Annotated in this window: 23 protein-coding genes, 1 pseudogene and 1 riboswitch; of the genes and pseudogenes, 6 read left to right on the top strand and 18 right to left on the bottom strand. The window is 66.2% G+C overall.

Features of this window, described 5'->3' with window-relative positions:
• Positions 1-41: 41 nt before the first annotated feature.
• From thiC to I6N89_RS00995, 12 genes and pseudogenes are all read right to left on the bottom strand, one after another.
• Entirely contained in the window at positions 42-1,862 is a 1,821-nt protein-coding gene (gene thiC / locus I6N89_RS01045) for a phosphomethylpyrimidine synthase ThiC (RefSeq protein WP_207016380.1), read from the bottom strand.
• Positions 1,863-1,963: 101 nt separating this feature from the next.
• Positions 1,964-2,080, bottom strand: a riboswitch (TPP riboswitch).
• A gap of 554 nt (positions 2,081-2,634) precedes the next feature.
• A pseudogene (locus I6N89_RS25380) lies at positions 2,635-2,760 on the bottom strand (IS5/IS1182 family transposase); the annotation flags it as partial.
• 311 nt (positions 2,761-3,071) lie between these two features.
• The gene (locus tag I6N89_RS01040; protein ID WP_207016379.1) at positions 3,072-3,794 is read right to left on the bottom strand and encodes an enoyl-CoA hydratase/isomerase family protein; all 723 of its coding nucleotides are present in this window, start codon (positions 3,792-3,794) and stop codon (positions 3,072-3,074) included.
• On the bottom strand, positions 3,791-5,410 hold the full coding sequence (locus I6N89_RS01035) for a class I adenylate-forming enzyme family protein (RefSeq protein ID WP_207016378.1): 1,620 nt from the start codon (positions 5,408-5,410) through the stop codon (positions 3,791-3,793). The genes I6N89_RS01040 and I6N89_RS01035 overlap by 4 nt, the downstream gene beginning before the upstream one ends.
• Complete coding sequence (locus tag I6N89_RS01030) at positions 5,407-5,829, bottom strand: Zn-ribbon domain-containing OB-fold protein (protein ID WP_207016377.1); 423 nt, start codon at positions 5,827-5,829, stop codon at positions 5,407-5,409. The genes I6N89_RS01035 and I6N89_RS01030 overlap by 4 nt, the downstream gene beginning before the upstream one ends.
• Entirely contained in the window at positions 5,826-6,977 is a 1,152-nt protein-coding gene (locus I6N89_RS01025) for a thiolase family protein (protein ID WP_207016376.1), read from the bottom strand. The genes I6N89_RS01030 and I6N89_RS01025 overlap by 4 nt, the downstream gene beginning before the upstream one ends.
• On the bottom strand, positions 6,977-8,386 hold the full coding sequence (locus I6N89_RS01020; RefSeq protein WP_207016375.1) for an MmgE/PrpD family protein: 1,410 nt from the start codon (positions 8,384-8,386) through the stop codon (positions 6,977-6,979). The genes I6N89_RS01025 and I6N89_RS01020 overlap by 1 nt, the downstream gene beginning before the upstream one ends.
• Positions 8,387-8,441: 55 nt before the next feature.
• Positions 8,442-9,719, bottom strand: a complete 1,278-nt coding sequence (locus I6N89_RS01015; RefSeq protein WP_207016374.1) for a TRAP transporter large permease — start codon at positions 9,717-9,719, stop codon at positions 8,442-8,444.
• 5 nt (positions 9,720-9,724) lie between these two features.
• On the bottom strand, positions 9,725-10,306 hold the full coding sequence (locus tag I6N89_RS01010; protein ID WP_207016373.1) for a TRAP transporter small permease: 582 nt from the start codon (positions 10,304-10,306) through the stop codon (positions 9,725-9,727).
• 33 nt (positions 10,307-10,339) lie between these two features.
• Positions 10,340-11,335 carry a TRAP transporter substrate-binding protein gene (locus I6N89_RS01005; RefSeq protein WP_207016372.1) on the bottom strand — a complete coding sequence of 332 codons (996 nt, stop codon included), beginning with the start codon at positions 11,333-11,335 and terminating at the stop codon, positions 10,340-10,342.
• Positions 11,336-11,389: 54 nt separating this feature from the next.
• Positions 11,390-11,704 carry a DUF4387 domain-containing protein gene (locus I6N89_RS01000; RefSeq protein ID WP_207016371.1) on the bottom strand — a complete coding sequence of 105 codons (315 nt, stop codon included), beginning with the start codon at positions 11,702-11,704 and terminating at the stop codon, positions 11,390-11,392.
• Complete coding sequence (locus tag I6N89_RS00995; protein WP_207016370.1) at positions 11,701-13,077, bottom strand: acyclic terpene utilization AtuA family protein; 1,377 nt, start codon at positions 13,075-13,077, stop codon at positions 11,701-11,703. The genes I6N89_RS01000 and I6N89_RS00995 overlap by 4 nt, the downstream gene beginning before the upstream one ends.
• A gap of 217 nt (positions 13,078-13,294) precedes the next feature.
• Between I6N89_RS00995 and I6N89_RS00990 the strand changes: the two genes are divergently transcribed.
• Entirely contained in the window at positions 13,295-15,022 is a 1,728-nt protein-coding gene (locus tag I6N89_RS00990; RefSeq protein WP_207016369.1) for a thiamine pyrophosphate-binding protein, read from the top strand.
• A gap of 83 nt (positions 15,023-15,105) precedes the next feature.
• Here the strand turns inward: I6N89_RS00990 and I6N89_RS00985 are convergent, their stop codons facing one another.
• The 5 genes from I6N89_RS00985 to I6N89_RS00965 form a co-directional block, all read right to left on the bottom strand.
• Positions 15,106-15,843, bottom strand: coding sequence for an SDR family NAD(P)-dependent oxidoreductase (locus I6N89_RS00985; protein ID WP_207016368.1), 738 nt, complete (start codon positions 15,841-15,843; stop codon positions 15,106-15,108).
• Between the two features lie 39 nt (positions 15,844-15,882).
• Positions 15,883-16,578 carry a GntR family transcriptional regulator gene (locus tag I6N89_RS00980; protein ID WP_207016367.1) on the bottom strand — a complete coding sequence of 232 codons (696 nt, stop codon included), beginning with the start codon at positions 16,576-16,578 and terminating at the stop codon, positions 15,883-15,885.
• A gap of 176 nt (positions 16,579-16,754) precedes the next feature.
• The gene (locus I6N89_RS00975) at positions 16,755-17,171 is read right to left on the bottom strand and encodes a c-type cytochrome (protein WP_207016366.1); all 417 of its coding nucleotides are present in this window, start codon (positions 17,169-17,171) and stop codon (positions 16,755-16,757) included.
• A gap of 133 nt (positions 17,172-17,304) precedes the next feature.
• Positions 17,305-17,988 (bottom strand): ABC transporter ATP-binding protein, encoded by a 684-nt coding sequence (locus I6N89_RS00970; RefSeq protein ID WP_207016365.1) that lies wholly within the window; start codon positions 17,986-17,988, stop codon positions 17,305-17,307.
• Positions 17,981-19,267 carry a lipoprotein-releasing ABC transporter permease subunit gene (locus tag I6N89_RS00965; RefSeq protein ID WP_207016364.1) on the bottom strand — a complete coding sequence of 429 codons (1,287 nt, stop codon included), beginning with the start codon at positions 19,265-19,267 and terminating at the stop codon, positions 17,981-17,983. The genes I6N89_RS00970 and I6N89_RS00965 overlap by 8 nt, the downstream gene beginning before the upstream one ends.
• Before the next feature lie 459 nt (positions 19,268-19,726).
• Here I6N89_RS00965 and I6N89_RS00960 point away from each other — a divergent pair, with 459 nt between their 5' ends.
• The 3 genes from I6N89_RS00960 (at position 19,727) to I6N89_RS00950 (ending at position 21,520) form a co-directional block, all read left to right on the top strand.
• A complete protein-coding gene (locus I6N89_RS00960; protein ID WP_207016363.1) occupies positions 19,727-20,056 on the top strand; it encodes a DUF1992 domain-containing protein in 330 nt (109 codons plus the stop codon).
• Between the two features lie 63 nt (positions 20,057-20,119).
• On the top strand, positions 20,120-21,235 hold the full coding sequence (locus I6N89_RS00955) for a pyridoxal phosphate-dependent aminotransferase (RefSeq protein ID WP_207016362.1): 1,116 nt from the start codon (positions 20,120-20,122) through the stop codon (positions 21,233-21,235).
• A 96-nt stretch (positions 21,236-21,331) separates the two neighbouring features.
• Positions 21,332-21,520, top strand: a complete 189-nt coding sequence (locus I6N89_RS00950; protein ID WP_207016361.1) for a histidinol phosphate aminotransferase — start codon at positions 21,332-21,334, stop codon at positions 21,518-21,520.
• A 285-nt stretch (positions 21,521-21,805) separates the two neighbouring features.
• Here the strand turns inward: I6N89_RS00950 and I6N89_RS00945 are convergent, their stop codons facing one another.
• Positions 21,806-23,002: a pyridoxal-phosphate-dependent aminotransferase family protein gene (locus I6N89_RS00945; RefSeq protein WP_207016360.1), complete on the bottom strand. Its 1,197-nt coding sequence runs from the start codon at positions 23,000-23,002 to the stop codon at positions 21,806-21,808.
• Positions 23,003-23,143: 141 nt separating this feature from the next.
• Between I6N89_RS00945 and I6N89_RS00940 the strand changes: the two genes are divergently transcribed.
• Positions 23,144-23,839: a fused DSP-PTPase phosphatase/NAD kinase-like protein gene (locus tag I6N89_RS00940; protein ID WP_207016359.1), complete on the top strand. Its 696-nt coding sequence runs from the start codon at positions 23,144-23,146 to the stop codon at positions 23,837-23,839.
• Entirely contained in the window at positions 23,836-25,584 is a 1,749-nt protein-coding gene (locus I6N89_RS00935) for an ABC transporter ATP-binding protein (RefSeq protein ID WP_207016358.1), read from the top strand. The genes I6N89_RS00940 and I6N89_RS00935 overlap by 4 nt, the downstream gene beginning before the upstream one ends.
• The last annotated feature ends 10 nt before the right edge of the window (positions 25,585-25,594 follow it).

The raw sequence follows: 25,594 nt of genomic DNA, 5'->3' as shown, positions 1-25,594 counted from the left end.
GGGCGCGTGCGGCTGAAACGGGGCCTGACGGCCTCGGCGGCTCAGCTCTCCCCGGTCACCGCATCGGTCTGGTCGAGCGGCAGATAAAGCGCGCCGCCCTCGCGGAACTTCTCTGCCATGCGGCTCATACCTTCCTTCTGCGCCTCGGCACGGATGTCGTGAGAAATACGCATCGAGCAGAACTTGGGCCCGCACATGGAGCAGAAATGCGCCACCTTATGCGCCTCCTTGGGCAGCGTCTCATCATGCATCGAGCGCGCGGTTTCGGGATCGAGCGAGAGGTTGAACTGGTCCTCCCAACGGAACTCGAACCGCGCGCGCGACAGCGCGTCGTCGCGGACCTGCGCCGCCGGGTGCCCCTTGGCCAGATCGGCCGCGTGGGCGGCGATCTTGTAGGTGATGACGCCGGTTTTCACGTCGTCCCGATCCGGAAGCCCGAGATGCTCCTTGGGCGTCACGTAGCAGAGCATCGCCGTGCCGAACCAGCCGATCATCGCCGCGCCGATGCCGCTGGTGATGTGATCATAGCCCGGCGCGATATCCGTGGTGAGCGGCCCGAGCGTATAGAACGGCGCTTCGCCGCAGGTGGCGAGCTGCTTGTCCATATTGGCCTTGATCTTGTGCATCGGCACATGGCCCGGGCCCTCGATCATCACCTGGCACTCCTTCGCCCAGGCGATCTGCGTCAACTCGCCCAGCGTTTCCAGCTCGGCGAACTGCGCCTCATCGTTGGCATCGGCGATAGAGCCCGGGCGCAGCCCGTCACCAAGGCTGAAGGACACGTCATAAGCCCTTGCGATATCGCATATTTCCTCGAAATGCTCATAGAGAAAGCTCTCGCGGTGGTGATGCAGGCACCACTTGGCCATGATCGACCCGCCGCGCGACACGATGCCCGTCACCCGGTTCACGGTCATCGGGATCATGTGCAGCCGCACGCCCGCATGGATGGTGAAGTAATCCACGCCCTGCTCGGCCTGCTCAATGAGCGTGTCGCGGAACACCTCCCAGCTGAGATCCTCGGCAATGCCGTTCACCTTCTCCAGCGCCTGGTAGAGCGGCACGGTGCCGATCGGCACGGGCGAATTGCGGAGGATCCAGTCGCGAATGTTGTGGATGTTGCGCCCCGTCGACAGGTCCATGACCGTGTCCGCCCCCCAGCGTGTCGCCCAGACCATCTTTTCCACCTCTTCCGCCATCGAGGAGGTGACGGCGGAATTGCCGATATTGGCGTTGATCTTCACCAGGAAATTTCGCCCGATGGCCATGGGTTCGGCCTCGGGATGGTTGATGTTCGAAGGGATGATCGCGCGCCCCTTCGCGATCTCCTCGCGCACGAAGTCCGGCGTGATGAAGTCCGGGATCTCGGCGCCAAAGCTCTCGCCGTCGCGCACCAAAGCCTCCCTGGCAGCCTTGCGCCCGAGATTCTCGCGGATCGCCACGAACTCCATCTCGGGCGTGACGATGCCGGCGCGGGCATAGGCCATCTGCGTCACCGCCCGGCCCTGTACCGCCCGGCGCGGCGCGTGGCGCACAGGGAATTCAGGCACCAGTCGCGCACCCTCTGCAAAGCCATTGTCCGCGGGGGTCACATGACGGCCGTCATAGCTTTCGGTATCGCCCCGCGCGGCAACCCAGGCCTCACGCAGGCGCGGCAGGCCGCGGTCGATGACGATCTCGGCATCGGGATCGGTATAGGGGCCGGAGCTGTCATAGACGGTCACCGGCGGTTCGCCCGCGGTCGGGTGCAGGTCAATTTCCCGCATGGGGACGCGAATGTCAGGGTGCCGCTCGCCCCGGTGCCAGACGCGGCGGGAGGCGGGCAGCGGGCCCGTGGTTACGGTGGGGGACAGGTCTTTCATCGGTCGGAGCCTCCATGGCTTTCAGCATTGGAGACCCAGTTCCGCGTCGAATGGAGGTTGGCCGAACGAGGATACGCCTGTGACGTATCGGGCGAAACGCCCATGCAGCCGGTGCACCATCCCTACGCCAGTGTGAACTGGATCAGGTTCATCGGGTCACTGCGCTGCGAACGCCAGCAGTATCTCAGCCCCTTGTCGGGACCCCCCGGGTGAGTGACCGCACCTTGCGCGCCGCAGGCGCCTCTTGTCAATGCTCGGCGGTCATGCGGTGGCGGTGCCAACAGGAAACGCGCCGCCCGGCCCCGACGGCACGTCATGTTTCATTGAGGGGCGGATGTCTCGGAACAACAGGATATCATCCAGGTCGATCTGCGACTCCCCGACGACCTTAAGGCCGGCCAGCGTCAGCTCGCCGCTTGTGCGGTCATGGTCGGCGGCGCCGGAGGCCGGCGCGTCGCGAAAGCCCTGTTCGGGCGCCGCGCGTACATTGATGCTTCCCGCGCCGCTGGAAAAGAAGAACCGGTCCTCGAGCGCCAGCCGGTCCCCCGTCCGAAATCGGTCACAGGCAGGGTAGAGGCGCGATCCTCATATTCGAAAACAAACACGTCATTGCCGCCCTTGCCGGTGAGGATGTCGTTGCCGCCAGTGCCGATGATCTGCTGCGCCGGCGCACTCGGCATCCGGATCCAGAAAACGGACCTTGCCCGACCGGTCAAAACGGGCTTGTCGCGTGAATGGCTTTGAGCGGAACGCCCCCCTTCCTCCGTAGGCTTCAGGCGACAGCTTCGGTCTCGGCTCTTCCGAGGGCCGAGCAGCGGTTCATGGTGGCCAGGCAGATCAGGCTTTCGGCGGCCTGCCGGGTGGGATCGCGTGCGAGCATACGCTCACCGAAAAGCTTAAATGTCTGATCCCACGGTTTGACGGAGCGTTTCATTCGCGAGAATGGAAGGACGCACGAAGGGACAGGTTCGTCGCGCAGAAGCAGGCAGAGAAAGGCTTTGCCATACGTCAAATCTAAACCACTCGACTCACGAACTGAATAAATCTCACCGATATGTGCAAGAGCGCCGTTACGATGGCAAAGCCATCATGCCATCCATAGTCGATTTTCCCGACAAAAATCGGCGCGGACGAGCTGAAATAGTGGAGCGCCGCCACAGGTGAAAAATGTCGGGACGCCCCGCCTAGGGGTGGGCTACATTTCAAAGCCTATCGCCGGGCCGCAAGAGTTGCGCGCACACCGAGGCTCAGGGCCTCGTCGAAGGACGTATCCCGGGTCTCTGCGAAAAGCGCCTTGCCGCGCCAGTAAAGCCCCGCGTCTATCCGCGCCAGCCTGCCCGCGAGCTCCAGCGCGGTGCCGAGCGCCTCGCCGTCCTCGGTCAGATGCGACACGATCCCATACGCATGGGCGGCCTCCGCCGATAGCAGCTCGCCAAGCGCGATCAGCCGAAACGCAGGTTTCGGAGGCAAGCAGCGATGCAGCGCCGCCAGGACCATTGCGGGCAGTATCCCGTGACGGAACTCGGGAAAGCCCAGCCGCAGCCCCCGCGATGCGACGGCCAGATCGCAGCACATGGCAAGGCTCGCACCGACACCAATGGCCGGCCCATCGCAGGCGGCGACCAGCGGCTTGGGGCAGACGCTCAGCCGCGTCTGCAACTCTGCCAGAAGATGGGTCCGGCGCGCGAAATCGGACCTGCGCGCACCGAGCGGGTCGGGAAACTCGCGCGTGTCCGCGCCGGAGCAGAACGCCCCGTCGCAACCGGTGAGGATGATGGCGCGCACCCCGGGCGCCGCTTCTGCACGCGCCAGCGCCTCAAGCAGCGCCGCACATAGCGCGGTATCGAGCGCGTTTCTCACCCGTGGCCGGTTGAGCACCAGGATACGGGCCGCGCCCTCGTCCGTCTCCAGCAACCTCCCGTCGCCGCTCACGGCCGCTCTGCCCGGACAGCGGTGTCGAAGCTGGCGACGCGCCAGGCCGCGAGATCTTTGCGCAGCTCGGCCTTGGCCATCTTGCCCGAGGCGGTGCGCGGCATGGCGGAAATCAGCGTGACATAGCGCGGATGCTTGAACCGCGCGAGCCGCGCCGCGGCCTCCTCGGCGATGCGCCCGGCGATGCGCTCGACCGGCCAGTCCTCCGGGCGCTGCCCCGGCGCAAGCGTGACGCAGACCATAACCTCTTCGCCGCGCATCGGATCGGGTTCGGCAATCGCCGCAACCTCTTCGAGGAAACCGAGCCCGGACAGCACCTGCTCGACCTCGCTCGCGGCGATGTTCTCACCGCTGCGCCGGATCGTATCCTTGATCCGGCCGACGATGGTCAGAAACCCGTCCTCGTCCATCCGGCACAGATCGCCGGTGCGGAACCAGCCGTCGCGCAGCACCTCGGCGCTGGCTGCGGGATTGCGGTAATAGCCCAGCATGATCCCCGGCCCTTTCACCCAGAGCTCGCCCGCCGCACCTGCCGGCAATGCCCGGCCTTCCGCGTCGCGAATCGACAGGCTGCGGAAGGGCGCGGCAATGCCGCAGCCGGTCCGGCCTTCGATCTCCACCGGCATCGCGGCGATGGCGCCGGTTTCCGTGGTGCCGTACATCTCGCGTACCGGGGCACCGCCCAGTCGCAGGCTGACCTCCGGCACCAGATCGGGCGCCATGGCCATGGTTCCGGCCCAGCGCAGCGAAAGGCGTTCGCGGCGCGGATCGAGAGGTTGCTTGGCAAAGGCAGGCGTCACCGAACAGAACCCGATCTCATGCTTCACCAGTCGATCGATCATCCGCGCAAGGCTTTGCCTTGGCGCAACAAACACGGTCGCGCCCATGCGCAGGGCCAGCAGAAACCGCCATTGTCCGCCCATGTAGTGGAACGGCATGTCGAGCAGGATGCGCGTGAGCGCCGGGCCCTGGACCGCCCGCGCGGCGGCAAGCACCAGCCAATAGCTCTGCGGCAGCATGCAGGCCTTGGGCCGTCCGGTGGAACCGGAGGTGAACTGGAGATTGACCAGCGTTTCCGCACCGACCTCCGGCCAGTCGCGCATCGGCATGGCGTCGGTCACGGCCTTGTGCCAGTCGCTGTTCCCGGCATCCATGTCATGGCGCAGGCAAGCGGTCTCCGGCAGGCCCGTCCCCGCGGTGAAGATATCGGAATATTGCCGGTCGACCACGGCAAAGCCCGGCTCGGAGAGCGCCGCGAGATGACCCAGCTCTTCGGTTGTGTAGCCGGGATTGACCGGCACGATGGCCGCGCCCAGGCGGGCGCAGGCCAGCCATGTGATCACAAAGGCCGGACAGCTCGGCAGCATCAGCGCCACCCGCGCGCCCTGCCCCACGCCGCGCGCCGCCAGCACGGTGGCGCAGCGGGCCACCGCGTCGCGGATCTCGGCAAAGCTCAGGCTATCGCCCGCCTCGTCATTTGCGTCGAGCTGTACCCAGCAAGTGCGGTCGCCAAATTGCTCCGCCGCCGCATCGAGCAGCGCACCGAGATTTTCCGGCAGCGGCTCCTTTTCCAGCGCCGCATGGCGCTGCCGTATCGTGTCGAGCGTCTCTGTCACCCGGCGCCCTCCAGCCGGAAGGTGGGAAGCGGAAACGCCCGCGCCTCGGCAAGCGGCAGCGCCGCGACCGCCATGCCGGAGGTCACGCGGCCCGGATCGGCACAGAGCACGCGAGCGATCATCAGGACACCCTCGGCCAGCTCGATCTCGGCCAGCAGGATCGGCGCCTCGGCCATGAACACATCCGGCAGCCCTTTGTGGACCACGGAGAAAGAGACGATCCGCCCGGTGCCGCAGGCGGGCACCCAGCCCGTGGTCTCGGCCCAGCAGGACGGACAGACCGCCCGAGGATAGAAAAGATGCGCGCCGCAGCTGTCGCAACGTTGCAGGAGGATCTCGCCGCGTTGCTGCCAGGCGTCGAGCATCGGCGCATTCTCGGGAGTGCGGCGCACCGGGGGGTAAGCGGGATTGAGGCTCATGCGACCGCCTCCAGCATCATGGCACTGGCCGACAGCCCGTGCCCGTACCCCACCATGCCATAGCCCGAGACCAGCCCGCGCCGCGCGCCCGGCACCTGCCGCCCGCCGCCTTCGCCGCGCAGCTGGCGCACCGCCTCAGTGATGCCGATCATGCCGCCGCCGCCGCCGGTCTGGCCGCAGCTCAGCTGGCCGCCTCCGGTGTTGAGCGGCAGATCTCCGTCCCAGCGCAGCGAGTGCGCATCGAGAAATCCGCCGATCTCGCCTTTCGGGCAAAAGCCCAGATCCTCGATCTGGACCGCCACCATGATCGGGTAGTCGTCATAAGCCTGTATGAACTGCACATCCTCCGGACCGAACCCCGCCTCGTCGTAAAACCCCTCGCGAAACGTCTCCCAGCCGCCGCGCAGCGGGCTCACCTCACCCACCGGGTGGTTGTGGCGCTCCGCCGCCGCGACGACGCGCACCCCCTTGCCGGGCTGCGCCCGGTCGAGCGGCGCCACGATCAACGCCTCGGCGCCCGCGCAGGGCAGCACGCAGTCGAAAAGCCGGATCGGATCGGCGATGAGCGGCGCGTTGAGGTACTCCTCCAGCGTCATCGGCTTGCGCAAGAGCGCGTTGTCGTTCTGCCCGGCATTGGCGCGCTGATCGACCGAGATCCGACCGAGGCTTTCGCGCCTGGTGCCATAGGTCTCCATATGCTTGCGCATGATGATGCCGAAAAGCCCGTTCATCCCCCCAAACCCGTGCGGCGCCAGATAATCCGCCACCGAGCGGTTGAAGCGGTTGATGCGGTCCTTGAAGAACTCGGTGTCCTGCGCGGCACCCGCAAGGCACAGCACGCAGGAGGCACGCCCGCTTTCCACCGCCTGCACCGCATCCATGACATTGATCACCGACCCGGCGCCGCCGGCATTGCCCATGCTGGTCCAGCGCGGGCTGAGGCCGAAATGCTCGGCCAGCGTCACCGCGTTGTCGGGCGGCAGCGTGGTGGAGCTGACGCTGATCCCGTCGATATCGCGCGGGGAAAGCCCGGCGCTGTCGAGCGCCGCACGCGCCGCCAGCGCCATATAGCCTTGTTCCGAACGGGTGGCGGTCTTTTCATAGACCGAACTTCCATAGCCGATGAGGCCGACCGTCTCGGAGCGCATCAGAGCGACACCCCGCCAGACGGGGCCAGAAGCGCCGTCAGGTCGCGGATGCTGGCCAGATCCTCAAGACCGTCGAACGCATCGACCAGCCGCGCGGCCTGCGCCGCGGGCAGCGCGCGGGCGGCGAGGCCGAGGAATTTCGCCTCCACCTCGGCGGGGGTCATCGCTGCTTCGGGCTCGCCCTTCGGGAAAGGGATGTTGCGCCTGTGCGTGGCGCCGCTCGCGGTGGTCACTGTGATCTCGCAGGGCCATTCGCGGGGAAAGACCGCGCTGGCCTCCGGGTCTTCCTCGACCGAGACCTTGCCCGCCAGCGCCTGAAGGCTCGGATCGGCGATCAGGTCTTCGGAGAAATCGTCATCGCTCACCGCGCGCTTGCGCACCGTCACGGCAAGGCTGAAGGGAATGCTCATGCGCGCGTCGAACAGCGTCTCGGGCCGGATCCGGTGCGGGCGGTTGTGCACGGCAATGCCGAAGGTGCGCACATTCATATGGGCGATATCGGCCTCGGCGATGTCCGTGTTGCCCAGGATGTCCAGCAGCCCGTCGATGGCCGCATGGTTGTAGCGGCAGCAGGAATAGGGCTTGAGGCTGGTGTATTCCACCTCCCAGCTCTCGCCCAGACCACGGGTTATAGCGCCGATGTCGTATTCGTCGGACATGGTGGAGCAGAAGCCCTTGGGCTGCTCCAGCACGTTGCGGCTGCCGGTATAGCCCTTCTGCGCCATCAGCGCCGCGAAGGTGCCCGCATGGGCCGCATGGCCGGGCGTCAGGCGCTTGCCCATATCGCCCTCGCCATAGATCGAGCTGTTGATCCCGGCCGCCGTCACCCCGGCAAGCCCGAAGGCATCGGCCATCTGTTCGCCGTCGAGCCCGAGGATATGGCCCACCGCCGCCGCCGCGCCGAAGGTGCCGCAGGTGCCCATCGACAGATAGCCGCGCCGCCAATGCGAGGGCTGCACCGCGTTGGCCACCCGCAGGCAGGCCTCGTAACCGATGATCACGGCGGCAAGAAAGGTGCGGCCCGAGACATTCTCGCGCTCGGCCATGGCCAGCGCCGCCGGGATCACCGCCGCGCCCACATGGGTGATCGAATTGCGGTGGGTGTCGTCGAGCTCCAGCACATGCGAGGCGAGCCCGTTCATATAGGCCGCATCGGCGCAGGAAAGCCGCAGGTCCATGCCATAGACGGTGCATTCGGGCTTGCTGCCCAGCTCGGCGAAGGTGGCGGCGGCCATCTGCGCCTCGGCGCTCTGCACGGCGCCAAGGCCGCAGCCCACGAGATCGGTCGCCATGATCTTGGCGGCGGCATAGGCCGAGGCGGGCAGATCCTCCTCGCGCAGCCCCGCGAGGAAGCTGGCAAGCTGACGGGTGGGCGTGAGCGAAGCGGTATCGGTCACCTGTTGGTTCATCGGACAGTCTCCAGAAGTCGAATGACCGGGCCGCGGACGGGCGCGGCCCGGCGGATCATTGGCCCCAGATGAGGTTGGGCAGGAACAGCACCGTCTGCGGGAAATAGGTGACGATCAGCACCGTTCCGAACAACGGGATGTAAAAGGGCAGGATGGCCTTGATCACCCCGCCCACGGGCGTGTTGGCGATAGCGGCGGAGATGAAGAGGCTCGGCGCCACAGGCGGCGTCAGCAGACCGATCAGCAGGTTGATGTCGACAAACACCCCCACATGGATCGGATCGAGCCCTAGCATCGCGCCAAGCACCAGCATCGTCGGCGCCACGATCACCAACGCCGCCACCCCTTCGATCAGCATCCCGAAGATCGCAAGCGCGATATTGAGGATCAGCAGGATCACGTATTTGTTGTCGCTGAGCGACATCAGCCCCGCCGAGAACGCCTCGGGCAGTTTCTCGATGGCGACAGCCCAGCCGAAGGCATGGGCGCCCGACACCATCAGCAGGATGAAGGCGGTGGCGATCACCGTATCGTCGATGGCACGCAGGAGCTTTTTCAGCGTGAGCTGCTTGTAGAGCAGACCGAGGAAAAGCGCGTAGAGCGTCGCCATGGCCCCGGCCTCGGTCGGGGTGGTGACGCCGCCGAGGATGCCGCCCAGGATGATCAGCGGCGCCAGCAGCGAGGCGGCGCCGTTGCGAAAGGCGGCGACGCGTTCGCCGAAGCTGGCCTTGGGCGCGCGCGGGCAGTTGATATAGCCGAGCTTGTCCATCACCCAGATGAGCGCGATCATCGAGCCGCCCATCACCACGCCGGGCACGATGGCCCCGGCAAAGATGCGGCCCACCGAGACTTCAGCCATCCCGGCCCAGACCACCATCGAGATCGACGGCGGAATGATCGGTCCCAGCGTCGAGGAGGCAGCGGTGACGGCGGCGGTCAGAGACCGGTCGTAGCCGGCATTGATCATGGCCTTGGTCTCGATCGTGCCGAGCCCCGCCACATCGGCGGAGTTCGAGCCGGACATGCCCGCGAACACCATGCTCGCCAGCACGTTGACCTGCGCGAGCCCGCCGCGCAGATGCCCCATGAGCGCGTTGGCGAAGCCGAAAATCCGCTCGGTCACGCCGATCTGGTTCATGACGTTCGCGGCGAGCAGGAAGAACGGGATCGCCAGAAAGGTGAAACTGTCCATGGTGCCAAGGAAACGCTCGACCACCACCGAGGGGCTGAACCCGCCCACGAAGGTATAGGCGGTGGCGGCCATCATCAGCGCAAGGCCGATGGGTGCGCCCAGCACGAGAAACACGGCGAGAACGCCGAGAAGCGACAGCATTTCCATCAGCTTTCGGCCTCCATGGCCTCGTCGGGATGCGCGTCGGGCCCCTTCATGCGGGACAGGTCTCCGGCGATCCCCATGCGTTCCAGAATGTCGATCCGGCGGATCCGCCCCTCGGCCAGCAGCTCCACGATGAAATAGAGCGTGCTGAGCGCCATGGAGCCCAGCGCCCAGAGCAGCCCGGTACTGAGGATCGAACGCGGCATGCGGTTGAGCGGGCTTTTGAACCGGCTGTAAAGCTGGTTCAGATCCCAGGCCTTGGAGGCCAGGAACAGCAGCAGCGCCAGAAGCGCGAAGAACACCGCGATCCGCACGATGCGGGCGCCCGGCGCGGGCAGAAAGGTGAGCAGCCCCTGCAATTGCAGATGCCGTTGCCGCCGGTAGGCCGTCGAGATGCCCATCAGCGACGAGATGGTGAAGAGATACATCACCACCTCATGCGTCCAGGCGAGCGGCGCGCCCATCACATAGCGCATGAAGACATTGGCCGAGATCAGCGCGAGGATCGTGACGAGCCCCGCAAAACATGCGCCGGCCTCCAGGACATCCAGGAGGCTGACGACGGTTCGAAAGTGCTTGCGCATTGACATGTACCCGCGATGCTGCGGCGCTGCCGGTCAGTTGGCGGCGGGGTCGAGCGCGACGATGCGCGGGAACAGATCCGGGATCGTCCAGAAGCCCTCGGCGGCCAGCGTCGGCACCAGATTTTCAAGGATCGACTCGCGCCACGGCCCCTGATCGCCCTCGTAGATCTCGGCACCCGCGGCGCGCAGATCGTCCTTGAGCGCCTCTTCGCCCTCGGCGGCTTTTGCCCAGGCCTCGTCATTGGCCTGCACGATGGAGTCCATCAGCGCGGTCTGCTGCTCTTCGGAGAGTTTCTCCCAGGCGCTTTCGGCGATAAAGAGGCCGGTCGGCTCCCAGTTGTGGCCGATATTGACGACATAGCTGCCGCTGTCGGTGAAGCGTTCGGATTTGATGCCCGAGAGGCTCGATTGCACCACGTCGATGACGCCCTGACTGAAGGCCATATAGGTTTCCGTCCAGGCCACCGGCGTCGGAACAGCACCCAGTGCCTCCAGCGACAGGGCATAGCCCTCGACGCCCGGAATCCGCACCTTCTTGCCCTTGATGTCCTCGACACCGGCGATCTCGGTCTTGGAGATAAAGGCCGAGGGGCCGCGCACGGCGGCGACCGAGAGCGCGCGCACGCCGGTCGCCTCGATCAGATCCTCATTCATCTCGTCGAAAATGTCGCTCTTCTCGAAGGCGGCGATATGTTCGGGCGAGGAGAACAGGAAGTAAAGCGACAGGACGCGCCAGTTGTCCTCATAGCCGCCCGCAAACACGGCGGTGCCGCCGAACATGTCCTGACCGCCAGTCATCATGGATTCCATCTGCGCCGGCGCGTTGCCCAGCTGGCCCGCCGGGAAGGTCTCGATGACCACCTCGCCCCCGGTCTTTTCCGACACCAGCTCGGCGACGCGCACGTCGCGCTGGGTCTGCGGGTGGTTCGGCGCGGTGGTCTCGCCGAGGCGGAGGGTGATCTCGGCGCTTGCAACGGCAGGCAACACGAGTGCTGCGGCCGTGACGGCCGACAAAATGGCATGTTTCATAACGTTATCCCTGTTGTTTGCTTTATCGGTTCTTATTGAGGTGAGTCCCCGCTCTCAGTCGGGGATCTCGATGCCCGTGAGGGGCACATGCTGCTGACAGCCATAGACGTCGGTGTCGCCGAAATCGCCCGAGCCGAGCGGCCGCCTGATGGTGATCTTGATCGCGCGCGCCGGATCGTAGGGCGTGCAGACCAGCACCGCGTTATCGGAAATCCCGTAAAGATCGGCGATGGCGCGCTTGGTGATCACGCCGCTGTCGCGGACCTTGTGATAGCGGGCATCGTCTTCGAACAGGATGTCGAAGGTGATCTCGAACGGCCCCGCGTTCTTCGAACGCACGACCTGCGCCAGTTCCACCAGACGGCTCATTGCGCGGCCTCCATCTCGTTGACCACATCCATCATCTCGATAGGGAAGATCTCGCAGGGGTCTTCCAGCGGCAGCAGGTGGTAGACGGCGAAACGGTAGGCCGGCCCCACCGGCACGTTGAAGGGCGAGAACGGATAGGCCAGGTTGCCTGCCGTGGTCACGATGCCCGGATAGCCGATATGCTGGAGCGTGCCACGCGTGAACATCGCCACCGCATTGGCCAATTCCTGATCCTCGGCCACCACCTCGATCATCAGCCCGATCTCATGCGGCTGTGCCTCGGTCTCGGTCTCCAGCGCGCCCATCACCGCGTTGCGGCCATAGATGCGGAAATTCAGCTGCCACTCGCGCCCGGCAAAGCGGCCCTCGCTGCGCTTGCGCACCTCGGCAAGAACATCGTCGATCTGCGAAATCATGATCGGGTCGCGCACACCCACGATGACGATGCTGCGGTAGCCGATGAGTTCGGCACCCTCCAGCTTCACCTTGTAGACATCCGACGGCACGAAACGGCTTTTCTCGATGCGCACGGTGCGCGGATCTTCCTGCGTGAAGGTCGCGTCGGTCAGATCGTTCATACCGCCCGGCCCCAGCTGAAGGCAGGGCTCGCCGCGCTCGTAGAGCGAATGCGCGGCGGTGGAGACAGGCGTGCATTTGAACTCATCCGCGCCGGGACGGACCAGAAAGTGATCCTTGCGCAGCCGCCCGATCATCGGCTCGGCCAGATCGCAGGGTTCGGCGGAAATCCCGCCGCATTCCAGGATCTTGCCCATATGCAGCGCAAGCCCCTTGTCGAATCCCTTCATGATCGGCAGCGCCGCGAACAGCACGTCGTCGCAGGCCCGCCCGCAGAGAATGACCTGAGCGCCCTCTTCCAGCGCCTTGATGATCGGCTCCACCCCCATCTGCGCACAGATCGGGCCGCAGCGGTCGATCATCGCCGCGTCGAGCGGCGCCTCGGGGCCCAGCGTCTCCGGCTGACCGCCCTCGGAGATGCGGCGCTTGAGGTCGTCCTTGTCGAGCTCGGCGTCGATCACCGCCATCTTGAAGGACAGCCCACGCTCTGCCGCGATCTCCTTCATCAGCGCGGCGCCCTCATAGAGCTGCTCGCGCCCGCCTGCGGTAAAGACCGAGCCGACGATCAGAGGGATGCCCCGCTCGATCGCCTCGACCAGCATGATTTCCAGATCGTGCTTATAAGTGCTCCGGGGCAGGAAGGGCTTGGCAGCGCCGTGATAATAGGGGCCCATATCGGTCGAGCCCGCATCCTGCGCAATGAAATGCGCCCCTTCATCCAGCGCCTTGCGCAAGGCCTCTTTCGGATAGCCGCTGCCCAGCGACCCCGAGGGCGCCACTCCAATGATTTCGTCCATTTTCCCCGCTCTTCACAGTCTTCGAAGATCGACGCGCAACGCGCATTCATCGCGGAGCGCCGAATTGTATGCAGAACTGTGCGCCACAAAATCACATGCGTCAATATTCTTTTTTATTTTTTCAAAATATTGAATTTGTTGTACTTTTTACCCTTGCCGTTTCGATATGACGAGTGGTATTCGAGTTTGTATGCAGAAATGAACTCAGGTGAACTTCATGAAGGATGATCTCTCGAACCGGGCCGAAGGGCGCCTGTCCAACGATACCGTGACCGGTGCCGAAGCTGCGGTTCTGTCGCTTGCCGAGCACGGCGTCAGCCATGTGTTCGGCCTCTGCGGCGACACCAGCCTGCCCTTCTATGACGCGCTCGCCCGGCTCAATCACGGCATCACCCATATCCTAAGCCGCGACGAACGCTCGGCGGCCTATATGGCCGATGCCTATGCCCGCGTGACCGGCAAGGTCGGTGTCTGCGAGGGCCCTTCGGGCGGCGGCGCGACATATATCCTTCCCGGTGTGATCGAGGCGAACGAAAGCTCCTCCGCGATGGTGTGCATCACCTCCGACGTGCCGGTGACCGCGCGCGGACGCTACCCGCTGACCGAGCTCGACCAGACCGCGATGTTCCGCCCGCTGACCAAAGCCGCCACCACCATCGACCATGTCGATCTGATCCCGGACGTGTTCCGCAAATCCTTCCGCGCAGCGACCACCGGCCGCCCCGGCGCGGCGCATATCGCCCTGCCCTACGATCTCCAGAAACAGACGCTGGACCCGGCGAAGATCTGGGCCCTGCCCCGTCATGGCGCCTATCCCGCCTATCGCGCCGGCCCCGAGCAGGAGACCGTTGAGGAAGCCGCCGAAGTCATCATGGCGGCGAAGAACCCGGTGTTCATCGTCGGCGGCGGCGTGATCAGCAGCGGCGCCATGGAAGAGCTGGAAGAGCTGGCCACGCTGCTCAAGGCCCCTGTGGCCTCGACCGTGTCGGGTCATGGCGCGATCTCGGACATGCACCCGCTTGCGGTGGGGGTGGTCGGCGCCAATGGCGGCACCGATGCCACGCGCGAGGTCGTTCAGGGCGCCGATTGCGTGATCTTTGTCGGCTGCCGCGCGGGCTCCACCACGACCGAACACGGCACCGTTCCGGGCCGCAACGTGCCAGTGGTGCATATCGACCTCGATCCGATGGTGGTGGGTGCGAATTACCGCTGCGACGCGGGCATCGTGGCGGATGCCAAGCTGGCGCTCGCGGCGCTCATCGACACGCTGAAGGACCGCGATCTGGCCTCAGGCGGCGCGCTGGCCGCCACGCTCGACGCAATGCGCGCAAAGAAATGGGAACGCTTCAACCAGCTCGCGCAGTCGACAGACACGCCCATTCGCCCCGAACGCCTGCTGGCGGCGCTACAGGCCCACATGCCCGAAGATGGCGTCATCGTCGCCGACCCCGGCACCCCCTGCCCTTATTTCTCGGGCTATTACCGCCTGCCGAAAGCCGGGCGGCATTTCATAACCAACCGCGCCCATGGCGCGCTCGGCTTCTCGCTCGCCGCCGGCATCGGCGCCTGGTATGGGCGGCCGGACACGACCGTGGTCTCGGTGATGGGCGACGGCAGTTTCGGCTTTGCCGTGGGCGAGATGGAAACGCTCACCCGGATGAACGTGCCGCTGAAGATGATCGTGATTTCGAACAGCTGCTTCGGATGGATCAAGGCCAGCCAGAATTCCGGCTATGGCTCTCGCTATTTCTCGGTGGATTTCTCGCAGACCGATCATGCGCGGATCGCCGAAGGCTACGGCATCAAATCCTGGACCGTCAGCGATCCGACCCAGGTCGATCAGGCGGTGAAAGAGGCGCTGGCGCATGATGGTCCGGCGCTCGTCGATATTGTCAGCCAGACGCTTCAGGAAACCAACGTGCCGGTGTCTGCCTGGATGGGCTGACACCGAACCGACCCACTCTCCCTACTACCGCGGCCGTGCAGACGGTCGCGGCTTTTTTTCGACCTGGGAAGGCGCGCAGGGCCTCAGAGTGTGAGGCCGCCATTCACATGCAGGGACTGGCCGGTGATATAGCCGGCATCCTCGGAGAGCAGGAATTTCCCCAGCGCCGCGATCTCGCGCCGCCGCCCGACGCGGCCCATCGGGATGCCGGCGGTCACCGCTGCCCATTCCTCCGCCGTCAGAGAGGACGGCGTGCCCGGCTCTTTTTCGACATAGCCGGGCACCACCGCGTTGACGCTGATTCCGCGCGGCGCCAAATTGGCCGCGAACACCCGCACCTGCGCCTCGAGCGCGGCCTTGGCCGGGGCAGTCGGGGCGAAGCTGTGGGTCTTGGTGCGATGCGCGCCGAAGGCGCTGACGCATAGCATCCGCCCGGTTTTGTCGCGCAGATGCGGCGCGACGATCTGCGCCATCCGGTGAAACGCCTGCGGCATCGCCATGAGCGCGTCGCTCAGCGCCTCCGGCGTGGTATCGTCGATCGTGCCGCGCTTGGCATATCCCGCCGCAAAGACAAATCCGGTGAGCCCGCCCTCCACCGCCCCGAGCCAGGCCGACACCGCGTCAAAGAGCGGCGCCTCGCCGGTCAGGCCGAGGCAGGTCTCGACCTCGGCGCCGGCGGCCCGGCAGGTATCCGCCACCGCCGACAGGTTGCCGACATTGCGCCCGGTATGAAGCAGCAGGCAGACCCCGGGGCCGGCGAGCATGCGCGCCAGCTCGGCTCCGATCCCGGACCCTGACCCCAACACGATATAGCTCTGCATGATCGGAATGTCCCCCGCTCGGCGCCCGCGCAAGACGGATCAGTTGCTGCCCATGGTGAACACATGCCCATAGGCCGACTTGATCGCCGCGAGGATCTCGTCATTGCGGTGCATGATGTGGTTGCGCATGACCTCGGAGGCACCCTGCTTGTCGCCGCGCATGACACATTCGAGGATCTCGCGGTGCTGCGCCTGCGTGCTGTTGCGCCGCCCCTCCATCGCGATCCAGCGCACGAGATAGATGCGGTCGTTCACATTCGCCAGCATCGCGCGCAGCGCCTCGTTACCGGACATCGCAGCGATGGAATCGTGGAACTTGATGTCGAGCTCCATCAGCCGGTCCACCGAAGCGTTCGGGGATTCCGCGGCACTTTCGGTGAGGAATTCCGACAAGGCGGCCAGCGCCTCGGGCGTCGCCCGCTCGCAGGCCAGGCGCGCCATGCTGCATTCGAGCTCAAGCCGCGCCTCGAAAAGGCCCTGCACCGTCTCGGGCTCGAGATCCGGCACCGCGAAACCGCGGTCACCGGTGACCAGCAACCCCTCGGCCACCATGCGGCTCAGCGCTTCTCGAAGCGGTGTGCGGCTGGTTTCCAGCCGCGCCGCCATGGTCACTTCGTTGATTTTCTGGCCCGGGTGGATCTCAAAGCGCAACAGCTGCTCGCGCATGCCCTGATAGGCCCTTTGCGCGGACGAGATACGATTGGACTTGAGCGCCGCATTTGCGTCTTTGGACATCTTCACCGCTTGCATTCCACTTTGTATGCCAAGGTGTAGACGCCTCGTAAATTTTCGTCAATCGCAAAGCACGCCATCCCGCCCCCACGATCCGTTTTCGTGGGGAGCTTCGATCCGTATCACGGTCATTGCGAAAGGTTCGCTCCGGAAGACTGGCGCCGCGCCCGGCGCGCGGCTCAGCGCGTCTGCTGGATCGATTCCAGGTATTCGAGCAACGCCACCAGCTTGCGCGGTGTCGGCGTCATCGTGCCGTCGCCGGTGTCGAGCGGTACAAGGTCGCCATCGAGCAGCTCGCCGAATTCCGGCATGCCCGGCCCGTCGAGATCGGAGCGCGCATAACCGTCGATGGTCGACAGCACCTTGGCGCGCGGGAACCGGTCGCCATGGCGCAGCGAGATCAGCGTGAGGTTCTTCGGCGGCGTGGTCGTGGCACGCGCCATTTCGCCATCGCCCTTGCCGTCCTCGCCATGGCAGACGGCGCAATACTCCATGAAAAGGCCACGCCCGTCGCTCGCCTGCGGCATTTCATTGGGCACGCAGGCCGCAATGCCAAGCGCCGCGCCAAGCCATGCTCCGATCAGCAGCCGTGTCATGCCTGTTTCTCCCTGCTTTGCCTCTGGCCCCTGTCTCGCCCGCTCCGCGCCGCAGATCAAGCCCCTGCGAAGATCCCGCCCGGCAACGCGACGGCAAGTCCGCGCCGAGGGCGCCAGAGGGCCGCGGCCGCGTTCAGACCGCGACCAGCCGCCCCTCTTCCAGCCGCACGCGCCGGTCCATTCGGCCCGCGAGCTCCAGGTTATGCGTGGCGATTACCGCAGACAGCCCGGTGTCGCGCACCAGGCTCATGAGCGCGCCGAACACCGTGTCCGAGGTTGCCGGATCGAGATTGCCCGTGGGCTCGTCGGCCAGCAGCAGCTTTGGCGTGTTGGCCATGGCGCGGCAGAAGGCCACACGCTGCTGCTCGCCCCCCGAAAGCGCCGCGGGGCGGTGTGCCGCGCGACCGTCCACCCCCACGCTGCGCAAAAGCGCGAGCCCGCGCTCATCAGCGGCGCGGCGCGCGACGCCATTGGCAAGCTGCGGCAGCGCCACGTTCTCAAGCGCGGTGAATTCCGGCAGCAGGTGGTGGAACTGATAGACGAAGCCCACCTCCTGCCGGCGCACCACGGTGCGGCGCCGGTCGGAGCGACCGCCCAGCACCTCGCCGGCGATGGCGACCTCGCCCGCATCGGCGGTATCCAGCAGCCCGGCGATATGCAGCAGCGTCGACTTGCCCGCCCCGGAGGGCGCCACCAGCGCCACCACCTCGCCGCGCGCGACCTCCAGGTCGGCGCCGCGCAACACCGTCACCTCGTTGGGTTTGCCGGCATTGTAGCGCTTTTCGATGCCCGTGAGGCGCAGGACAGGATCACTCATAGCGCAGCGCCTCCACCGGGTTCATCCGCGCCGCTCGGCGGGCGGGAAAGATCGTGACGACAAAGCTCAGCCCCAGCGACAGCGCCATGGCGCTCAGCACATCGTCCAGTTGCAGCTTGGCGGGCAGCGAATAGATGCCGCGCACCGCCGGATCCCAGACCCCGCCGCCCGCGACATAGTTCACGAAGGAAAAGATCGGGTCGATATAGATCGCGAAGAGACAGCCTAGCACCACGCCCAGCAATGTGCCGATCACCCCGGTGAAGGCACCGCAGATGAAGAACACCCGCAGCACCGAGCCCTCGGTCAGCCCCATGGTGCGCAGGATACCGATATCGCCGCCCTTGTTCTTCACCAGCATGATCAGCCCCGAGACGATGTTCATCGTGGCGATCAGCACCAGCACCGAGAGGATTACGAACATCACGTTGTCCTCCACCTCCAGCGCCCGCAGGAAGGCGCCGCTGGCATCCTGCCAGGTCCAGATCAGCGCGCCCTCGCCCGCTGCGATCTGCACCGGCACGGCGACCTGCTCGACATTCTCGGGATCGGCGGTCATCACCTCCAGCTCGTCGGCGACGCCCTCGCGGTTGAAATAGAGCTGCGCCTCGGAGAACGGCATATAGACCCGGGTGCGGTCGATATCGTAGCGCCCGGCGGTAAAGACATAGACCACCTCATAGACCTTGACGCGTGGCGAGACGCCGAAGGCGGTCTTCACCCCGTCGGGCGAGATCAGCTTGATCTGGTCGCCGACGCCCAGCCCCAGCTCGCGCGCCACGCCCGAGCCGATGGCGAGCCCCTCGTCGAAGCGGTCGAGCGAGCCGCGCCCGGTCTCGGGATCGGCAACGCGCGGGATCGCGGCGAGATCGGCGCCATCGATGCCGAACACCTCGACCCCGGCATTGCGCCCGTTGGCATTGGCCATGACCTGCCCCTTGACCAGCGGCGCCACGCGGCTCACCCCCGGCACCTCGGCGACCCGCTCGGCGCGCTCGCGGAAATCCGGGAAGGTGCGCACGGTGCGGCCGAACTCGTCCTCGCGCTGGCCGGCATAGACGGTGACATGGGCATTGGCGCCGAGGATCGTGTCGACGAACTCCGCCCGGAAGCCCGAGCGCACCGCCAGCGTGGCGATGAGCGCGAAAACCGCGAGGGTGATGCCGATGAGGCTGATCCAGGTCATCACACTGACGCCGCCCTCGGCGCGCCGGGCGCGCAGATAGCGCCACGCGATCATCCATTCGAAACGGGCGAAGGGGGGCGGTGTGCTTGCCATTCGACGGGCGCCTTTGTGATTGCCGCTGCTCGCGCGAGAACCTGACGGCTCCGCCCGGTGCGGTCAAGGCAGGAGACCGTGATTGCCGGCGGCTAGCTGCCGGCAATCATGGCGAGGCGCCACCGCTGACAATCTGAAGATTTTGGACTGGGCGGCTTCCATGCTTGGCGCCAAAGCGCCGCACCGTCGCGAGCCGCGCCATCGCCGGCCCGTGGGTTGGCGATCCGACTTACGAACCTCTCGATTTATCCCGGCCAAGCCCGAAAGACCTCGACACGCGGCGCTGGCGTCACCATATCGCCAGCCCGCCCGAACGGGCCGGCGATGGCGCGGCGCCCTTCGGGCTTGTTCCGCGCCCGGGCGCACTGTTTGGGCGCTGCAAGAGCGAGCTCCTCGTCACAAACAAGATGAGCGCTCCAAACCATTGATGCCTCAATTCGACCGCCCTAACCTCTCCCCATGTCACGCTGGGCCCGACTCACCGAACAGCAGATCCGCAAGGCCGAAGCCGAGGGCAAGCTCTCGGGCCTCGCCGGCGAGGGCAAACCGCTGCCCGACCGGCCCGGCGACGCCATGCTCGACGCGGGTGAGGCGGTGGGATTCCGGATGATGGCAGAGGCCGGGGCGCTCCCGGAAGAGCTTCGATTGAAGGCCCAGCTCGACGCTGTGCGCGCGGCCTGGCAGGCCACACAAGACCCGGCGGAGAAAAAACGCCTGATGGCGCAGCTCGCCGATTTGCAGATGCGCCACGAGATCGCCCGCGACGCCCGCCGCAAATTCCTGCGCTAAGCATCGAATTGACGCTGCATTTTTCTTGACCGGGCTGGCCGGCGAGGCGTAAAGGCCCCGTCCATGATCGGACCGCGCTTTCCAGACCTCATCTCCCGCCTGCCCGCCACCGTGCCCTTTGTCGGCCCGGAAGAGCATGAGCGCGCCGCCGGCATCCGTTTCCGCGCCCGGCTCGGCGCCAACGAGAATGTCTTTGGCCCCTCACCCCGCGCGCTGGAGGCGTTGCGTACGGCGGATGCGGAGATCTGGAAATATGCCGACCCCAGCCATTTCGACCTGAAGGCCGAGCTCTCGGCACGGCTCGGCTGCACGCCCGCCAATATCGTCTTTGGCGAGGGCATTGACGGCTGTCTCGGCTATCTGGTGCGACTGCTGGTGGAGCCGGGCGATGCGGTGGTGACCTCCGATGGCGCCTACCCGACCTTCAGCTACCATGTGAACGCCTATGGCGGCGCGCTGCACAAGGTGCCCTATCGCGACGATGCCGAGGATATCGCGGCGCTGTTCGCCAAAGCCGCCGAGGTCGATGCCAAGATCGTCTATCTCGCCAATCCCGACAACCCGATGGGCAGCTGGCATGACGGCGCCGCAATCGAGGCGGCGCTCGACACGCTGCCCGACGGCACCGTACTGGCGCTGGACGAGGCCTATATCGAGTTCGCCCCCGAGGGCACCGCGCCCAGGATCGACCCCGAGGATCCCCGGGTGATCCGCTTCCGCACCTTCTCCAAGGCCTATGGCATGGCGGGCGCGCGGGTGGGCTATGCGGTGGGCGCCCAGCCGCTGATCGGCGCCTTCGACAAGGTGCGCAACCATTTCGCCATGAACCGCTCGGCCCAGGCCGGCGTATTGGCGGCGCTGCGCGACGATGCCTGGCTGGCAGAGATCCGCGACAGGGTCGGCGCGGCGCGCACGCGGATCGTGGAGATCGCCGCGGCGAACGGGCTCACCTGCCTGCCGAGCGCGACGAATTTCGTCGCGGTGGATTGCGGCCGCGACGGCGATTTCGCCCGCGCGGTACTGAAGGCACTGGTGGCGCGCGGGGTCTTTGTGCGCATGCCCTTCGTCGCGCCGCAGGACCGCTGCCTGCGGATCAGCGCGGGCACCGGAGCGGATCTGAATGTCCTCGCCGAGGAACTGCCCAAGGCGCTGGCAGAGGCCTCCGAAACCGCCGCATGAGCGCGCGGCGCACGCAAAGGTGAGCTTCGGACGGGTGAGCCGGGCGCAGGCTGTGCTAACTTGCGCCAAGAGCCGCTGCCGAGAGGATGCCCCGCAATGGACGACCGTACCCGCCAGCCCGCGCCGGATTTCACCACCCCCGCGCTGGTGTTTCTGTTCATCAACATGCTGTGGATTTTCGCTGTGCTCTGGGTGCAGTGGGGTCTGGGCGCCGTGCTGCTGTTGGGACTGGCGGTGAATCACCTGATCACCCGGCTGGAACGGCGTCTGAGGCGGCGGGGATAGGTGCGCTGTGGGCACGAGTGAGGTTTGCGCGGTGCGGTGGGCAGATTGCCCACCCTACGGTTGGTAAGCCGCGCCATCGCCGGCCCGGGGGATGGCGAAATTACCTCTGAACCTCTCGATTTATCCCGGCCAAGTCCGAAAGACCCCGACACTTTGCGCTAGCGTCACCAAATCGCCAGCCCGGGGGACGGGCCGGCGATGGCGCGGCGGCCTTCGGCCTTGTCCCGCGCCCGGGGCAACGCACGACCGTAGGGTGGGCAATCTGCCCACCGCACCGCGCAAAGCTCAGGCCGCGCCGATCACCTCCGCCGCCGCCGCGACACCGCCGCGCCCATGCGGGATGCCCAGCGACTTCAAACCCGCCTCCACCACGCCCAGCAACCCCAGCACCATATGCGCATTCACATGGCCCATATGGCCGATGCGGAAAAACCCGGTGCCCATCGGATCCTCGGGCTCCGACATGCCGAGCCCGATGCCCAGCGTCACCCCCGCCCGCTTGTCCGTCCATTCCCGAAGCTGCGCGCCATAGGGCGCGCCCAGCCGCAGCGCGGTGACCGCGTGCGAGCGCTGCGCCGGATCAGAGATGTTCATCTCCATCGGGCCCTCCGCGCCCCAGACATCCGCCGCCGCCCAGATCGCCCGGGCCAGCGTCGCGTGGCGCGCCCAGATCGCCTCGATCCCCTCGGCACGGATCATGTCGAGCGAGGCCCGCAGCCCGTAGAGATGATGCGTCGGCGCCGTCCCGCCGAAATACTGGTAGAAGAATTCCGGCTCGGCGCGCGGCACCCAGTCCCAGTAGCGGCTGACCCGCTTCACCTCTGCCCGCCGCGCCGCCGCGCGGTCGTTGAAGAACACGAAACTCATTCCCGGCGGCACCATCAGCCCCTTCTGCGAGCCGGTCACCGCCACATCGGCCCCCCACTCGTCCATCAGGAACCGGTCGCAGCCCATGGAGGCGATGCAATCGGCCATCAGCAGCGCCGGGTGACCCGCCGCGTCGATCGCCGCGCGCACCGCCGCCACGTCGTTGCGCACCGAGGTCGCGGTGTCCACATGGCTCATCAGCACCGCCTTGATCCGATGCGCCTTGTCGGCGGTGAGCGCCTCCTCCACCCGCGCCGGATCGAGCGGCGATTTCCGCCCGAAATCAATAAGCTGCACCTCGAGACCAAGCCCCGTGGCGACATCCGCCCAGCCATGGCCAAAGCGCCCCGTGGCCGCCACCAGAACGGTGTCGCCCTCGCTCGCCACGTTCGACAGCGACGCCTCCCAGGCGCCGTGACCGTTTGTGGTATAGATCGTCGCATACCCCTCGGTCTGCGCCACGTATTTCAGATCCGGCACCAGCCCGCGCACCATCTCGACCAGCTCGCCCTCGTAGATATTGGGCGAGGCGCGGTGCATGGCGCGCAGCACCGCGTCGGGCATGACAGAGGGGCCGGGAATGGCCAGATACGGGCGACCATGGGCAAGCGACATCGATTTTCTCCGTGAATGCGCCCCTTGAAATGGCGGCACGGCGGCCAACCTAACCAGCGATGCGGTGGCGTCAATGCGGCGCTATGCTTGCCTTGACGGAACAGGCCCACTAAACCCCCGCCAGATCAACGGGACGGCACAATGCTCGCGCAGCTCTGGGAAAAGATCGAAACGGCCGAACGGCGGTTTCGCCGGTCCTTCGGCAAGGACATCTCGTCGCCCGGGGCCCGGGCGCTATCGACCCTGCATTACAATCTCTTCGATCACGCCTGGCTGCGCAGCGTCTGGACAAATTTCTGGCAGATCGCGCCGGGGGTATGGCGCTCCAACCAGCCCACGCATCGCCGGTTCGAGAAATACGCCCGCATGGGCATCAAGACGGTGATCACCCTGCGCGGCGAAGAGAAATACTCGCATTACCTCTTTGAAAAGGAGAGCTGCGAGAAACTCGGGCTGACGCTGCTGCATGCCAAGCTCTGGGCGCGCATGGCGCCCAAGCGCGAGCGCATCCTCACCCTGATCGAGACCATGCGCACGGCGGAACGCCCGATGATGTTCCACTGCAAATCCGGCGCCGACCGCGCCGGGTTCGCCTCTGCCGTCTATCTGATGGTGTTCGAGGGCGTGCCGGTGGAAGAGGCGCGCAAGCAGCTCGGGCTGAAATACATCCATCTGGAATTCACCCGCACCGGCATTCAGGGCTATATTCTCGACGTCTACGCGGCGCGCAACCGCCGCGATCCGATCCCCTTCGAGCAGTGGATCGCCACCGAATACGACAGCAAACCGGTTCAGGCCGGTTTCGACGCCCGCCGCCCGCCGGAGGAGCTGGCGTGACCGACACGCCCAAGAAACCCCGCGGGCTGTTTCTCTGGCTCTGGTGGACCTATCTCTGGCCCTACCGGCTGTTGCTGGTGGTGGCGCTGATCTTCATGAGCGTCGAAGGCGCCATGTTCGGGCTGCTCAGCTACATGATGAAGCCGATGTTCGACAATGTCTTTGTCGGCGGCAACGCGGATGCGCTGTGGTGGGTCGGGCTGGTGATCTTTGCCAGCTTCATGATCCGGGCGCTGGCCAGCGTCGCGCAGAAGGTTCTGATGACGCAGGTCTCAGAGCGCACCGTGGGCGATATCCGCAACGACCTGCTCAGGCATCTGATGACGCTCGACGGCAGTTTCCACCAGGCCTACGGGCCGGGCTATCTGATGCAGCGGGTCGAGGGCGATGTCGGCCAGATCAGCAAGGTCTGGCGCATCATCATCACCGGCGCCGGGCGCGACGTGATTGCGCTCATCTCGCTCTTCGGCGTGGCGCTGGGGATCGACTGGCGCTGGACGCTGGTGGCGCTGGTCGGCGCGCCGCTGATGGTGCTGCCGTCGATCCTGGTGCAGCGCTATGTGCGAGGCAATGCCCGCCACGCCCGCGATATCGCCGCCAGGCTCTCCACCCGGCTCAACGAGGTGTTCCACGGCATCGTGCCGGTCAAGCTCAACCGGCTGGAGGAGTATCAGGCGGCGCGCTACCGCAAGCTCACCGACAAGCGCATCAATGCCGAGACCCGCGCCGCGCTTGGGCAAAGCTCTATCCCCGGGCTGATCGACATCATGTCGGGCATCGGCTTTATGGGGGTGCTGTTCTATGGCGGCGGCGAGATCCTCGCCGGATCCAAGACCGTGGGCGATTTCATGGCCTTCTTCACCGCCATCGCGCTGGCCTTCGAGCCGCTGCGCCGGCTGGGTGCCGTTAGCGGCAACTGGCAGATCGCCGCCGCCTCCATCGAGCGGCTGAAGGAGCTGCTCGACATGGTGCCGGCGCTGCGCGATCCCGAGACGCCGCAGCCGGCGCCGCAGGGCGTGCCCGGCGTGGTGCTGGACGACGTGCATCTGGCCTATGGCGAGGCGCCGGTGCTGCGCGGCGCCAGCCTTGTCGCCGAGCCCGGCAAGACCACTGCGCTGGTGGGCGCCTCGGGTGCGGGCAAATCCACCGTGTTCAACGTGCTGACCCGGCTTGCCGAGCCCGAAAGCGGTCGCGTCGAGATCGGCGGCGTGCCGGTGGCGACGATGCGGCTTGGCGATCTGCGCGGGCTGTTTTCAGTGGTCAGTCAGGAGGCGCTGCTCTTCGACGAATCGCTGCGAGAGAACATCCTGCTGGGGCGGAAAGATGTCTCGGAAGAGCAGTTGGACAAGGTGCTGAAAGCCGCGCATGTGGCGGATTTCCTGCCCCGGCTCGAAGGCGGGCTCGACGCGCCGGTGGGGCCGCGCGGCTCGGCGCTTTCGGGCGGGCAGCGCCAGCGCGTCGCCATTGCCCGCGCGCTGCTGCGCGACACCCCGATTCTGCTGCTCGACGAGGCGACTTCGGCGCTTGATGCGCAATCCGAGGCGGTGGTGCAGCAGGCGCTGGAACGCCTCGCCGAAGGCCGCACCACGCTGGTCATCGCGCACCGGCTGTCGACCGTGCGCCATGCGGACAAGATCATGGTGATGGATCAGGGCCGCGTCGTCGAAGAAGGCACGCATGACGACCTGCTTGCCCGAAACGGCGCCTATGCGCGGCTTCATGCCATGCAGTTCACCGAAAGCTGATCCCGGCCCC

Origin of the sequence: Salipiger abyssi (assembly GCF_017311415.1) — a bacterium.
GTDB classification, from domain to species: domain Bacteria; phylum Pseudomonadota; class Alphaproteobacteria; order Rhodobacterales; family Rhodobacteraceae; genus Salipiger; species Salipiger abyssi_A.
This window is presented reverse-complemented; position numbering and strand designations above follow the sequence as displayed.